Source organism: Pseudomonas sp. D4002 (assembly GCF_013385665.1).
Classification (GTDB): domain Bacteria; phylum Pseudomonadota; class Gammaproteobacteria; order Pseudomonadales; family Pseudomonadaceae; genus Aquipseudomonas.
This window is the reverse complement of the sequence record NZ_JACAPN010000062.1, coordinates 37,737-52,577: the sequence shown is the minus strand read 5'-3', so window position 1 is coordinate 52,577 and position 14,841 is coordinate 37,737. Positions and strand designations below refer to the sequence as shown.

6 protein-coding genes are annotated in these 14,841 nt (G+C 60.7%); all 6 read left to right on the top strand.

Going from position 1 to position 14,841, the window contains the following annotated elements:
• Nucleotides 1–7 precede the first annotated feature (7 nt).
• The gene (gene pgaB, locus HX824_RS31330) at nucleotides 8–2,005 is read left to right on the top strand and encodes a poly-beta-1,6-N-acetyl-D-glucosamine N-deacetylase PgaB (RefSeq protein ID WP_177022635.1); all 1,998 of its coding nucleotides are present in this window, start codon (nucleotides 8–10) and stop codon (nucleotides 2,003–2,005) included.
• A gap of 3 nt (nucleotides 2,006–2,008) precedes the next feature.
• Complete coding sequence (gene pgaC / locus HX824_RS31325) at nucleotides 2,009–3,355, top strand: poly-beta-1,6-N-acetyl-D-glucosamine synthase (protein ID WP_177055998.1); 1,347 nt, start codon at nucleotides 2,009–2,011, stop codon at nucleotides 3,353–3,355.
• A complete protein-coding gene (pgaD, locus tag HX824_RS31320) occupies nucleotides 3,352–3,834 on the top strand; it encodes a poly-beta-1,6-N-acetyl-D-glucosamine biosynthesis protein PgaD (RefSeq protein WP_003218178.1) in 483 nt (160 codons plus the stop codon). Before pgaC ends, pgaD begins: the two co-directional genes overlap by 4 nt.
• 321 nt (nucleotides 3,835–4,155) lie before the next feature.
• Complete coding sequence (locus HX824_RS31315; protein ID WP_177055996.1) at nucleotides 4,156–5,877, top strand: ShlB/FhaC/HecB family hemolysin secretion/activation protein; 1,722 nt, start codon at nucleotides 4,156–4,158, stop codon at nucleotides 5,875–5,877.
• A 31-nt stretch (nucleotides 5,878–5,908) separates the two neighbouring features.
• Complete coding sequence (locus HX824_RS31310) at nucleotides 5,909–14,293, top strand: DUF637 domain-containing protein (protein ID WP_177055995.1); 8,385 nt, start codon at nucleotides 5,909–5,911, stop codon at nucleotides 14,291–14,293.
• A gap of 6 nt (nucleotides 14,294–14,299) precedes the next feature.
• On the top strand, nucleotides 14,300–14,758 hold the full coding sequence (locus tag HX824_RS31305; RefSeq protein ID WP_008433668.1) for an SMI1/KNR4 family protein: 459 nt from the start codon (nucleotides 14,300–14,302) through the stop codon (nucleotides 14,756–14,758).
• Nucleotides 14,759–14,841: the final 83 nt, after the last annotated feature.

Sequence of the window (14,841 nt, the reverse complement as noted above, 5' to 3'; positions counted from 1 at the left end):
TCCGATCATGCCCGTCTTGTCCCGTTGCCTGTTGGCCCTGGGGTTAATGCTGAGCAGCGCTTGCGCCCAGCAACCCGCACCTTTCACCCCACCCGCCGAGCGGCTCAAGCCTGCCAGCGAAGCGGCGTGGCCGAAGAACCATTTCCTCGGTATCGCCTACCACGACATCGAGGACCGCGACCCCGATCAGGCTGTCGTGGCCGTGCGCACCGAACGTTTGATCGAGCAGTTGGCGTGGCTGCGGGAAAACGGCTACCAGCCCGTCACCGTCGACCAGATTTTGGCGGCCCGCAACGGCGGCCCGGAGTTGCCGGCGAAGGCGATCATGCTCAGCTTCGATGACGGCTACGCGAGCTTCTACACCCGTGTGATGCCGATCCTGCGCAGCTACAACTGGCACGCGCTGCTGGCGCCGGTGGGTTCGTGGGTGGATACGCCGCTGAACCAGCCGGTGGACTTCGCCGGTACACCTCGGCCGCGTTCGGACTTCCTGACCTGGCAGCAGGTGCGCGAAATCGCCCAGTCCGGCCTGGTGGAAATCGCCGCGCACACCGACGCCAATCACAAGGGCGTGCTGGCCAACCCACAGGGCAACCTGCAACCGGCCGCCACCACCCGACGCTTTGACCCGGCGACCCATCGCTACGAAACCGAAGCCCAGTTCCAGGCGCGGATGCGCACCGACGTGACGGCGATCTCCAACAAGATCCGCGCCGTCACCGGCAAGGCGCCGCGCGTGTGGGTGTGGCCTTACGGCGCTGCCGATGGCACCTCGCTGGCGGTGGTGGGCGAGCAGGGTTACCAGATGGCCCTGACCCTGGAAGACGGTCTCGACAGCCTCGGCAACCTGATGAGCAGCCCGCGCTTCCTGGTGGCCTCCGACCCGGACGGCGAACACTACGCCAACGCCATCGTCGCGACCCAGACTGAAGCCCCGCTGCGGGTGCTGCATGTGGACCTGGACAACGTCTACGACCCGGACCCGGAACAGCAGGTGCGCAACCTCGACAAACTGATCCAGCGCGTGGTCGACATGGGTGCCAGCACCGTGTTCCTGCAGGCTTTCGCCGACCCCAAGGGCGATGGCCTGGTGCGTTCGCTGTACTTCCCCAACCGCCATTTGCCGGTGCGCGCCGACCTGTTCAACCGCGTCACCTGGCAACTGCGCACCCGGGCCCACGTGAACGTATTTGCCTGGATGCCGGTGCTCAGTTTCGCCCTCGATTCGAAGCTGCCCCGCGTTACCCGTTGGGACCCGCAAACCGGCAAGGTCGCCATCGACCCGGACCAGTACCAGCGCCTGTCGCCGTTCGATCCGAAAGTGCGGCAGGTCATCGGTGAGATCTACGAAGACCTGGCGCGCACCAGTGCCATCGACGGCGTGCTGTTCCACGACGACGCGGTGCTGTCGGACTTCGAAGACGCCAGCCCGCTGGCGCTCAAGGCCTACGCCGCCAATGGCCTGCCGGACACCATCGAAGCCCTGCGCGCCGACCCTGCGGTGATGCACCGCTGGACGCGTTTCAAGAGCCGCTACCTGATCGACTTCACCCATGAGCTGACGGCCAAGGTCCGCAAGCTGCGCGGCCCGCAGGTGCAGACTGCACGCAATATCTTCGCCGAACCGATGCTCAACCCGGGCAGCGAAGCCTGGTTCGCGCAGAACCTCGACGACTTCCTCACCAGCTACGACTGGACTGCGCCGATGGCCATGCCGCTGATGGAAGGCCAGGACCTCAAGTGCTCCAACGCCTGGCTGGAAAAGCTCGTGGCCACCGTCAAGGCCCGCCCCGGCGCGCTGCAACGCACAGTCTTCGAGTTGCAAGCCAAGGACTGGCGTACCTCGGCCGCCCCCGATCTGGACGGTGCACAAATGGCCGAGTGGATGGGCGTGCTCAAGCGTCAGGGCGTGACCAGTTTTGGCTACTACCCCGACAACTTCCTGGAGAATTCGCCGGATCTGAAAACCGTGCGTCCGGCCCTTTCCAACCAGTGGAATCCTTGACTCATGTTCGACAGAATCCTCGCGCTTATCGTGTTGTCGCTGGTATTGGGTGTGCCCCTGGGCCTGATCTTTCTGGTCACCGGGCAGTTCCTGATGGACTTCGTCTTCTTCTATCCACTGTTCATGTCCGGCTTGTGGATCGCCGGCGGCCTGTACTTCTGGCTGCACTGGGAGCGCCACTGGCCGTGGGCGGATGACACGCCGACGCCGGTGCTGGCCGGTGAGCCGCTGATCTCGATCCTGATCCCTTGCTACAACGAAGGCGACAACGCCGCCGAGACCATCGGCGCCGCGTTGGCCCAGCAATACCGCAACATCGAAGTGATCGCGATCAACGATGGCTCCAGCGACAACACCGCCGCCGTGCTCGATGCGTTGGCCCTGAAAGAGCCGCGCCTGCGGGTGCTGCACCTGGCGCAAAACCAGGGCAAGGCCGTGGCCCTGCGCATGGGCGCAGTGGCGGCGCGCAGCGAATACCTGGTGTGCATCGACGGCGATGCGTTGCTCTCGCCGAACACCGCGGCGTACCTGGTGGCGCCGATGCTCGACAACCCGCGCCTGGGGGCGGTCACCGGCAACCCGCGGATTCGCACGCGCTCCACCTTGATCGGCCGGGTGCAGGTGGGCGAGTTCTCTTCGATCATCGGCTTGATCAAGCGCACCCAGCGGGTCTTCGGGCGGATCTTCACCGTCTCCGGCGTGGTGGTGGCGTTTCGGCGGGCGGCCCTGGACCGGGTCGACTACTGGAGCACCGACATGATCACCGAAGACATCGACGTGAGCTGGAAGCTGCAACTGGACCACTGGAGCATCTTCTACGAGCCCCGCGCGCTGTGCTGGATCCTGATGCCGGAAACCCTCGGCGGCCTGTGGAAGCAACGCCTGCGCTGGGCCCAGGGCGGCGCTGAAGTGCTGTTCAAAAATATTCGTGGCATCTGGCAATGGCGCCATCGCTACCTGTGGCCGCTGCTGTTCGAGTACTGCCTGTCCACCGGTTGGGCCTTCACCTTTTTGCTCTCGGTGATTTTCTGGGCGGTGGGCAAGGTGGTGACGCTGCCCGCCGCCATCGCCGTCGACTCGCTGATACCGCCGGCCTTCACCGGCCTGCTGCTGGCAGTGGTGTGCCTGGTGCAGTTCGCGGTGAGCATCATGATCGACCGGCGCTATGAAAAGGGCCTGTGGAAAACCCTGTTCTGGACCGTCTGGTACCCGCTGGTGTTCTGGTTGGTGAGCCTATTCACCACCCTGGTCAGCTTCCCCAAAGTGTTGTTCCGCCAACACCAGAAACGCGCGCGCTGGGTCAGCCCGGATCGCGGTATCAAAGCCCCCACTACGGATGTGCAGCCATGAACCTGATCCGAACCCAACAGCGCCCGGTGATGTGGGCCATCGACGTATTCCTGACCCTGCTGGCCTGGGCCGGGCTGATCATCCTGCTGGTGCGCGGGCTGGTGCCGATGCTCGACAGCCACGGCGGCCCGCGGATCGATGCGCCGATTTTCGCGGCGCTGGATACCTTGCAGATCTACCTGTGGATCGCCGTGTTCAACGCAGTCGTGCTGATCAGTTGGGCACGCTACCAGCAGCGACGTGGCAAGCACTTTGCCCAGCGGCGCTCGGCGGCCAAGGCCTTGAGCGACCAGCATTTGAGCGACAGCTTCAGCCTGGGGGAAGGTGACCTGGAGCAACTGCGCCGCCCGGGTGTGCTGGTGATTCATAACGACCACGAAGGGGGCGTGCAGGAAGTGACAGCCCATGTGTCCCGGCATGTGGAGCGGCCAGGGCTGAAGTTGGTAGCGGGGCAGGAGCGGACCAAGGAGGTTGGTTAACCGGGATATCGAAAAATGGGATCCAATTCACAAAATAACCGCGAACTTTTCTCATCTTTTGGCTACTAACCAGTCTTGATACCGCATTGATGGCCAAGTAATGGCAATTGTAAGCGCCACCATTAGAGGTGTATCAAAACTGTTACCGCTTGTCGGAATAAAAATTCCAATTGCAAGCAATTAAACGTTGCATGATTTATTTGTTGTTAATAATCAGCAACTTATATGCCTGTTAAACATAACTTCCCACTAAGCCAGAATCTTGGCCCACCGGAAGTTCGATGTTAGTTTGCCGGCCCCCGCTTTTTCGACGGATCGAACATGTCTTTATTATTGCCACGGACTCGGCTGCTGCTGGGCGTTTGCCTGCTGACTTGCTTCGCACTCAATAGTGCGGTGGCGGCGCCTACGCCTGGCGACCAGGACCTGATCCGCGACCGGCAAAACCGTCTGCTGGAAGAACAGCGCCGGCGCCTTGAAGACCTCAAGGAACTGCCCGGCAAAGAAGCCAAGCCCGAAGCGCCTGCCACCCCGGCCGACACCCGTTGCTTCCCGATCAAAGACATCGAACTCAAGGGTGCCGACAGCCTGCCTGCACCGGACCGCGAGCGCCTGCTCAAGCCGTATATCGGCCAGTGCCTGGGTGTCTCCCAGCTCAACCAAGTGCTCAAGTCGATCACCGACTACTACATCGACAAAGGCATGGTTACCAGCCGTGCTTACTTGCCGCAGCAGGACCTTTCCACCGGCCACCTCCAGGTGTTGGTGGTGGAAGGCAAGCTCGAAGGCTTGAAGGGCGCCGACGGCAGCAACCTGTCCCCGCGCGAGCTGGCCATGGCCTTTCCCGGCAAGGTCGGCGAGCAGCTCAACCTGCGGGAAATCGAGCAGTTGGTGGACCAGTTGAATCGCTTGCCGTCCAAGCAGGCGCAAATGGAACTGACCCCCGGCAGCCAGGTGGGCGGCAGTGAAGTGCAGGTCAAGAACGTCCCGCAAAAGCCCTGGCGCGCCAGCCTGTCGCGCAATAACGACGGCCAGAAAAGCACCGGCGAACAGCAGTGGGGCGCCGGCCTTGAGTGGGACAGCCCGCTGGGCCTGGCCGACCAGTTGGTGTTGCGCGGCGGCCACGATGCCGTCAGCGACCACCAGAAAACCTCGAAAAACAGCATGCTGTATTACAACGTGCCGTGGGGCTGGTGGAACTTCAGCTACACCTACAGCGAGAGTGATTACCGCACTTACGGCGTGACCGACGACTACAAATTCAAGCAGAACGGCGACAACGAAAACCATCAACTGCGCGCCGAGCGCGTGATCCATCGCGACGACGTCAGCAAGACCTCGGTCAACGTCGGCCTGGCCCATTTGCGCACCAACAACTACATCAACGACGCTCACCTCGAAACCAGCAGCAACCGCCTCAGCGAGCTGCAACTGGGCATCAACCACGGCCGCCGCATCGGCAATGCCTTCGTCAACCTCGACTTGGGCATGCAGAACGGCATCGGCGCCTTCGATGCCCAAGCTGAAAACGAGCGCGATCAGTACGGCAATCGCCTGCCCAACGCGCGCTACCGCAAATACACCGCCACCGTCAGCTACTTGCAGCCGTTCACTCTATGGGGTGAGTCGTTCAGTTTCTCCAGCCTGGCCACCGGCCAACGCAGTGAAGACATTCTGTTCAGCCCCCAACGCATGAGCCTCGGCGGCTCGGCCTCGGTGCGCGGTTTCAAAGACCAGCAGCTCACCGGCGACAGCGGCGGCTACTGGCGCAACGACGTGCGCTGGGCGCGCCCGGTGACCTGGGACTGGATGCGCCCGGCCTTTGCCGAATACGGCGCCAGCGTCGGCTACGACCAGGGTGTGATCAGCAATGGCCGCTACAACGACAACGTGCATGGCCGGGTCTCGAGCAACTCGTTGGAGCTGTTCGCCCGTGGCAAATACGTCAGCACCAGCGTGACCTTTGCCCATTCCCTGGAACGCCCGGCAGTGATGAGCGAGCGCGAAGCGCCGATCTACTTCCGCATGGATTTCTTCCTGTAATTCAACGCCCCGTTACATCGAGAATATGACAATGGATGTTCGCCACTTTGCCTTCCTGGCCCGCCAACCTTCTGCTGCGCTGAAACCGCGAGACTCGTTCTTCGGCCTGCCCAAGCGCGGTTTGGTGCTGATCCTGGCCAACGCGCTGTTCTGGCAGCCGCTGCTGGCCCAGGCCGAAGGCATTGTGGTCAGCGCGCCGGGCACCACCGTCGGCCAGGCCGGCAATGGCGTACCGGTGGTGAACATCGCCACCCCCAATGGCAGTGGCTTGTCCCATAACCAATTCAAGGACTACAACGTCGGCCCCAACGGCGTGATCCTCAACAACGCCAACGGCCCCATGACGAACACCCAGCTGGGTGGCTACATCGTCGGCAACCCCAACCTCAAGGGCGGCGCGGCCAGCGTCATCCTCAACGAAGTCAACGGCGGCAGCCCCAGCCAGTTGCGCGGCTACACCGAAGTGGCGGGCCAGTCGGCCAAGGTCATCGTCGCCAACCCGTACGGCGTCACGTGCAGCGGTTGCGGCTTTATCAACACCCCCAACGTGACCCTCACCACCGGCAAACCGGTGCTCGACGCCAGCGGCCAGTTGCAGCGCTACCAGGTTGACAGCGGCGCCGTGACCATTGACGGCGAAGGCTTGAATGCCAGCAACGTCGACCGCTTCGAAATCATCACCCGCTCGGCCAAGATCAATGCGCAGATCAACGCACGAGAATTGACCGTCATTGCCGGGCGTAACGACGTCGATGCCAAAAGCCTGAAAGCCACCGCGCGCGCCGATGACGGCAGCGCAAAGCCCGAGCTGGCCATCGATTCCTCGGCATTGGGCGGCATGTACGCCGGTGCGATCAAACTGGTGGGCACCGAGGCCGGCGTAGGGGTGAAACTCGACGGTACGCTGGCCGCCAGTGGCGGCGATATCCAGCTGGATGCCAACGGGCGCCTGAGCATGGCGCAGACGGCGACCACCGGTAACCTCAAGGTCACCGCGCAGAACGTGAACCTGACCGACAAGGTCTACGCCGCCGGCAATGTGCAGGTGAGCAGTGCTGAAGAACTGGTCAACCAGAAGAGCCTGGCCGCTGGCCAACGCATCGAACTCAACGCCACCACCGTCACCAACCCGGGCATCATCGAAGCAGGCGTGCAGGCCGATAACAGCCGCAATGCTACCGGCGATGTGGTGGTGAATACGCAAACCCTGAACACCAGCGGCAACGTCCTGGCCAGCCGCTCGCTGAGCGCCACGGCCACCCGGGAACTGAACAACCAGGGCGCAGTGATCCAGGGTAAAACCGTCACGCTGAACAGTGCCAGACTGACCAACCAGGGCGCCACCGCGCGGGTGTATGGCGAGCAAGCGCTGGCGATCAACGCGCCGGCCATCGTCAACCTCGGCGGGCTGATTCGCTTCGGTGCCGATCAGGCGGCAACGCTGCAAACCGATTCGCTGGATAACCGCCAGGGCCATATCCAGGTCGCGGGCGGCAGCTTGACGCTCAACAGCGGCACGCTGAATAACACCGGCGGGCAGATTGTCGCGGGCAACCTCGGTGTAACAGCGGACACAATCAACAACCAGAACGGTTTCCTGGTTGCCGACGCCGTGACGGTCAACGCCGCCCGCCTCGACAACAGTGCCAAGGGCTTGATCAGTGCCGAGAAAGGCGCGCTCAACCTCACCGTCACCAACACCTTCAACAACAGCCAGGGTCATGCCCAGGCTGGCACTGACTTGAACCTGCGCGCCGGTGACGTCGCCAACCAGGACGGCAAGCTGGTGGGTGGTCAACTCACCGCTACCCTCGGCAGCCTCAGCAACAACGACGCAGGTGTACTCAGCGCGGATGCCGGCAAGTTGACCTTGACCGTCGCCCAACAGTTGAACAACGCCAAAGGTCACTTGCAGGCCGCCCAGGGCGACATCGAACTGCACGCCGCGAGCCTGGATAACCAGGGCGGCGCCATCATCGGCAAGCAGTTGCTGCTGGATGCGCGAAGCGGGCAGATCGACAACCGCGCCGGGCGTATCGTCGGTGACCAACTGGACGTCCGCGCCGGCAGCCTCGACAACCGCAGTGCCGGGTTGCTGGCCGGTGGTGTGCCGGGTGTGAGCGTGGTGCTGAACGACCAATTGCTCAACACCCAGGGCCGTATTCAAAGTGAGGGTGACCTGCTGCTGACCGGCAAGCGCCTGGGCAACAGCGCCGGGATCCTGCTCGGCAAGGCCCTCACTGTCACCGCGCAAGACCTCGACAACAGCAGCAAGGGCGCGCTGGTCAGCAATGACGGCGACATCACCCTCAACATCAGCAACCTGCTGACCAACACCAACGGCGTGATCGACGCCGCCGAACGCAGTGTGCTGGTCAAGGCCTTGACCACCCTCGACAACCAGGGCGGCACCTTGCGGGGCAAGCGCCTGGATATCGCGGCGCAAACCCTCGACAACGACCAGGGCCAACTCCTGGCCGGCAATCAGGGCGTGAGCTACCGCGGCCAGGACCTGAGCAATCGCCAGGGCATGATCCTCAGCGGTGGTGCGGCGGTCGACCTGACGCTGGGCACCTTGAACAACCAGGGCGGCACCGTGCAAGGCGACAGCTTGACGGTGACAGCCGACAGCGTCGACAACAGCCAAGACGGTACCAAGGCCGGCGCGTTGACCGCCTTGAAGAGCGACCTGCAACTGACGGTCGAGGCCTTGACCAACCGGGGCGGCAAACTGTTCGGCAAGGAGCACGTCACCGTCTCCGGCGCCACCCTGGACAACAGCGCCAACGGCCAGATCAGCGGCAATCAGCTCAGCCTGACCTCGCGTACCCAACTGACCAACCAAGGCGGCCTGATTGAGTCCAACCAGGGCCTGACCTTCAATGGCGGCAACCTCGACAACAGCGCGGGCGGCCAACTGCGGGCGATGGAAGGCGCCAGCAGCACGCTGACGGTCACCGACCAACTGAATAACCAGAACGGCATTCTTGAATTCGGCAGCCAGGCCTTCAGCCTCAGCGCCGGGCATCTGAATAACCAGGCCGGGCAACTGCAGCACGCTGGCACCGGCGTGTTCAGCCTCAATACCAGCAGCCTCAGCGGCAGCCAGGGCAGCATCAATGGCCTGGGCACCGCCGACTGGTCGTTCGGCCGGGTCGATGGCCTCGGCCGTGTGCAACTCAATGAAGCCTTGCACTACACCAGCACCCAGGGCCTGAGCCTCAAGGCCGGCGACCGCCTGGCCAGCGCCAAGGGTCTGACCCTGGATATCGCCAGCCTGGATAACGCGGGCGAGTTGCTCAGCGACGGTGACCTGAGTGTCAACCTGACCGGCGACATGACCAACAGTGGCCGCCTTTCGGCCCAGCAAAAACTGAGCGTGGTCGCCAACAACCTCAGCCAGAACGGCGGGCGTTTGGCCGGCGGCACCACCACCCGCATCACCCTGGGCGGTACGCTGGATAACCTCGGCTACCTCACCGCACGCCAGCAACTCGACATTGCCGCCGCACACATCAACAACCGCGGCACCCTCGGTTCACAAGGCAACGTCAACCTCAGCGCCAGCAATGGCATCAGCAATAGCGCCGACACGCTGCTGTTCAGCGGCGGCGATCTGACCCTGCGCGGGAACAGCTTCAGCAACCTGTACGGCGACGTCTACAGCAAGGGCAACCTGAGTTTCGCGGCGCTCGATGGCGGCATGGCGGCGGGCTTCAGCAACCTTTCCGGTACGGTTGAAAGCGAAGGCAATATCGGCATCAGTGCGCGGAATGTGGAAAACGCCAAGGCTGAATTCGAGTTGGGCCAGACCATCACCACCGGCAGCCTCAATTGGCAGTGCGGCCAGCACTGCGGCGGGCACGACTCGTTCAAGCGCGGTCAAATCACCATCAACCAGACCTACCTTGAATCCGCGATCAAGGACTCGGCCTCTGCGCGCCTGGTGGCGGGCAAAGACCTGCTGATCCAGGGCGACAACGTCCAGAACCGCTATAGCCTGCTGGCGGCGAATGGCAACCTGAGCATCACCGCCAACGACCTGCTCAACCAGGGCGCCGCGACTCGCACCGGGCAGAACACCATCGTCATCGGCACCCCGCAGCGCATCGACACCGATGAGTGGGACCGGATGGAATACATCGACGTACCCGCCTTCAACGCAGCAGTGGCAGCGGGTAATTTCGATGAAGCACGCTTTGAGGTGCTCAAGGCCCGGTCGAGCGACTGGCGTTTCTCCGAGCAAAGCAACGTCACCACCTGGACCGACAACGGCGGCCCAGGCTACACCGCGACGATACAGGCCGGTGGCGCGGTCAACCTCAACGTTGCGCGCACCCTGCAAAATGGCACGTTGCACACCAACACCCTGGAGCAACTGACCGGCACCCTCGGTGACGACCAGACCGGCATCCCCGTCGGCGGCATCAACATCAACCTGAGCAAGCACGTCAACGACGCCACCGCCCAGGCGCCGAGCAGCGTATTGCCGGTGACCAGCATCGCGCCCGACGGCCGCTACGTACCCGTGGACTACACCGGCGAGTCCTTCACCCCGGTCGACCCCACCACCGCGCCCGGCTTCCAGTTGCCCAAGGGCGACTACGGCCTGTTCATCAAAAACGCCGACCCCACCAGTCACTACCTGATCGAGACCAACCCGAACCTCACCACTGTGGCGGGCTTCTTCAGCTCCGACTACATGCTCGGCAAGCTCGGCTACAGCCCCGACAACGCCTGGCGTCGCCTGGGTGACGGGCAATACGAGTCACGGCTGATCCGCGATGCGGTGCTGGCGCAAACCGGGCAACGCTTCCTCGCCGGTGGCCTGACCAGCGACTACGACCAGTTCCGCTACCTGATGGACAACGCCCTGGCCAGCAAGGACGCCTTGCGCCTGAGCGTCGGCGTATCCCTCACTGACCAGCAAGTCGGCGCCCTGACCCACGACATCGTGTGGATGGAAAACCGCGTGGTCGACGGCCAGACCGTGCTCGTGCCGGTGCTCTACCTGGCCCAGGCCGACTCCCGCAACGTGCGCGGCAACAGCCTGATCCAGGGCCGCGACCTCAACCTGATGACCGGCGGCGACCTGATCAACGTCGGCACCCTGCGCGCCAGCAACAACCTCTCAGTGGCCAGCAGCGGCAGCCTCTACACCGGCGGCCTGATCGAGGCCGGCAACAACCTCAGCCTGCTGGCCCAGGACAGCATCCGCAATTCCATGGCTGGCGAGATACGCGGCACCCAGGTCAGCCTCACCACCCTGAAGGGCGACATCACCAACGACAACACCGCCATCCAGGTGCGCCAGGGTGCCGGCATGCGCACCCTCACCGACAGCAGCGCCGGCACCATCACCGCCCGCGAAAACCTGGCCATCGACGCTGGCCGCGACCTCACCAACCACGGTGCACTCACCGCCGGCGGCGATGCCGACCTGAAAGCCGGGCGCGACCTCAACCTGATCGCCGTCAGCGACACCAGCGAGATCCACGCCTTCAGCGACGGCGGGCACAAATCCAGCATCACCACCGACGTGAAAAACCAAGCGGCCACGGTCACGGCCGGTGGCAACCTGAGCATGGTGGCGGGGCAAGACGTCAACATCATCGGCAGCAACGCCACCGCGGGTAAGGACCTGAACATTCAGGCCGGGCGCGATTTCAACGTGGCGTCTGTCAGCGATGTGCACAACGTCGAAGGCAAGGAAAAAGACGGCAAGAAACGCATTAAGACCGCGGATGAGCAGACCACGCAGTTAGCCAGTGTGCTGACGGCGGGCAGGGACTTTACGAGCCAGGCCGGGCGCGACACCACGCTGGTGGCGAGCAAGATCAGTGCGGGGAATGAGGCTTATCTGTATAGCGGGGATAAGTTGAATTTGCTGGCGGCGCAGAACAGTACTCATACGTTGTATGACATGAAGGAGAACGGTGGCTGGGGCGCGAAGAAAGAGCAGCGAGACGAAGTAACCCGCACCACGAACGTTGGGACCGAGATCAAGACTGGCGGCAACCTCACGTTGATCAGCGAAGGTGACCAGCGTTACCAGGTCGCGAAGCTTGATAGTGGTAATGACATCATTCTTAACAGTGGCGGGGCCATCGTCTTTGAAGGCGTCAAAGACCTTCATGACGAGAGCCATACCAAGAGCAAGGGTGACCTCGCTTGGTTCAGCGCCAAAGGTAAAGGCAACACTGACGAAACGCTGCGCCAGAGTGAAATGATCGCTCAAGGGCAGGTCGTTATCAAAGCTGTCGACGGATTGAAGATTGATGTCAGGCAGATCGATCAGCAAACCGTTAGTCAGACCATCGATACCATGGTCAAAGCCGATCCGAATCTGGCTTGGCTCAAGGATGCTGAAAAGCGCGGTGACGTGGACTGGCGCCAAGTCAAAGAGATCCACGATAGCTTCAAATACAGTAACTCCGGTTTAGGTGCGGGCTCGCAGATTGTAATAGCAATTCTGATGGCCGCATTTGTCGGGCCGTTGGCAATGACTGCGGCTGCAGGTGCTGGAGCAGGCGTCGCTGTCGCGGCAGGTGCGGGAGCCGTAGCGGCAGGCGCTGCGACCAATGCGACGGTTAGTGTCGTTAATAATCGTGGCAACTTAGGGGCGGTGTTCAAGGATGTCACCTCTTCGGATGCTTTGAAGGGGTATACGATTTCCGGTGTGACCGCTGGATTGACCGCAGCTTATTTTGATGGCTGGACCGGAACTCATACTGATCAGGCGACTAAGCAAATAACGGGGCCACAGCTCAACACATGGACTGGTGTAGGGCAGTTTGCCGCGAACCAGACATTGCAAGGCGGTACTTCAACGCTGTTGAGTAAAGCATTGGGGCAGGGCGGCAGTGGGAGTGAGGCGCTGAAAACTGCGCTATTCAATACCCTGGCAGCGGCCAGCTTCAATGCCGTCGGCGACTACACGAAAAAGTGGAACATCGAAAACGGTTCAATTCCCAAGATCGCGATTCATGCGATGGTCGGTGGCCTCTTGGCCGAAGCAACGGGTGGAGATTTCCGTACAGGCGCATTGGCAGCCGGCGCCAATGAGGCACTGGTCGTACAGCTTAACGACATCGTGAAGGGCGACAAGACATTGTTGTCCATGAGTTCTCAACTGGTCGGTGTTTTAGCTGCGGCCACACAAAAAGATGCAGATGCTAGCAAATTGGAGAAGGGTGGCTGGGTGGCGAAAAATGCCACGCAGTACAACCACCAGCTTCACAAGTCTCAAGCCGATGCGTTGGATGAACAGCGACGGTTCCATCCGGAAAAGGCTGATCGTTTGAATGCGGCGGCCTGCGCTTTGGTTAGTTGCGCAGAGTCGATCCCGACCAACGATGAAACCTATAAGGACTTCAAGGCACTTCAGGATCGCGGCGCCACTTTTAGTGAGGAGATCGCGTTACTTGAGGCGACCGGCCAGTTTGGTGGCCGTAGTTGGCAGGATTGGAGCGACGATACGCTCAATGCTCACGGCAAGGCGGTGCAGGTCGTTGGAGCAAGCAAAGACACTGCCCTTGGCCTAGTCGGAGGGGCTACTGCATATACCGGGATGGTGATGTCGTCACCCGCATGTGTTGGCGTTGTTACCTGTGCCTTACCCATCGGCTTAGGAGCGCTTGGCACCACCTCGATGGTGGGGGCATGGGATTCTGCTAGCCGGATTACGGCGGATTTTAAATCCAATGAGCCCGACCGAGTGCTAGCTTCTTTCTTTCCGGAAACCTTTCCAGGAGAGTCGAGCGTAACGTCTGACCTGGCATGGAGCACGGCGAAATCCGCAGCTCAGGCGGCTCTGTTTGGCGGCGCGAGTAAATACTTTAATGGTAAGTTAGCTGGAGAGCTTGCCAGTGGTGCAAAAGGGCTAGGTTCTGCTGGTACGGGCACGACGGCGGGTAGTAATGTTGCAAGTACGACGCCTAAAGTTGATGTTTTTTGGAATAAAACAACAGTTCTAGATAGGACTGTTTATCAACGTAACGACCTCTTTGACCCAGAGGCCCTATCGACCTGGAGAGTACGAGGTAAAACTGTTGAAGGCTCAAACCTTGAGAGGATGGCCTCGGGTCGAGCACCAATTGGGTATGATGGGAAATCAGTTGAGTTACATCATCTCTCGCAAACTGAAGTTAATGGATTCGCTGGTACTCGTGGTTCACTTGCAGAAGTTGGTTCTGTTTTCCATAGCCAGAATAGCAGTGTTCTTCATGTCCCATCCAATGCCGCTCAAAGCTTTAGGTATACTCGTTACAAAGACTCTGCAGAATACAGAAACCCTACGACTGACTATGTTTCAGTTCCTACGGATTTGAATGCAAAAACATTGACAAAGCAGGCTAAAGAGTTTAACTCTTATCAGTCGGATTATTGGAAGTTGCGGGCTCGGAGCGGGGAGTAATTAGGCGTGGATTATTCGAGAATAATTAATCTTATTAAAGAGTCGGATTACGTTGAGTTTGCTGATTATGGTGACGGGATTGCTGATGAGTGGATTTATAAAGCTGAAGCTCGTCTTGGGTTGAAGTTGCCTGATAGCTATAAATGGTGGCTGAAGTGTTATTCTGGCGGGGAAATATCTGGGGAGGAGATTTATAGTATCTACGAAATGGATTTTGATAGTGTAAGGGGGGGGGATATCGTTTATATGTCAATCGTTAACGGTCGAAATGGGTTGTGTGGGAAGGAGAGGCTATTTATCTGCGAACCGCCGGGTGCAGGGGAATCATTTTATTTTGCCACGGACGATGGTCTTAATGATGGAGAGTATCCTGTTTATAGGCTTGAACTTTCTGATCAAACTTCTAGTTTGTATGCGAAAAACTTTATCGATTTCTTAGAAAAAAGAATAATGTCTTTCAGTTGAATAACGATTCTGCGTTTAAAAAATGGTTGAGAAAGGCTCGGTGCAAAAGCGACAGGAGAATTAGCTAGTTCTGGTGGGAAACC

What these genes read in the sequence shown, in the direction of transcription:
- pgaB (WP_177022635.1), top strand. Translation starts at nt 8, where the DNA reads ATGCCCGTCTTGTCCCGTTGCCTGTTGGCCCTGGGGTTAATGCTGAGC.
- HX824_RS31310 (WP_177055995.1), top strand. Translation starts at nt 5,909, where the DNA reads ATGGATGTTCGCCACTTTGCCTTCCTGGCCCGCCAACCTTCTGCTGCG.
- pgaD (WP_003218178.1), top strand. Translation starts at nt 3,352, where the DNA reads ATGAACCTGATCCGAACCCAACAGCGCCCGGTGATGTGGGCCATCGAC.
- HX824_RS31315 (WP_177055996.1), top strand. Translation starts at nt 4,156, where the DNA reads ATGTCTTTATTATTGCCACGGACTCGGCTGCTGCTGGGCGTTTGCCTG.
- pgaC (WP_177055998.1), top strand. Translation starts at nt 2,009, where the DNA reads ATGTTCGACAGAATCCTCGCGCTTATCGTGTTGTCGCTGGTATTGGGT.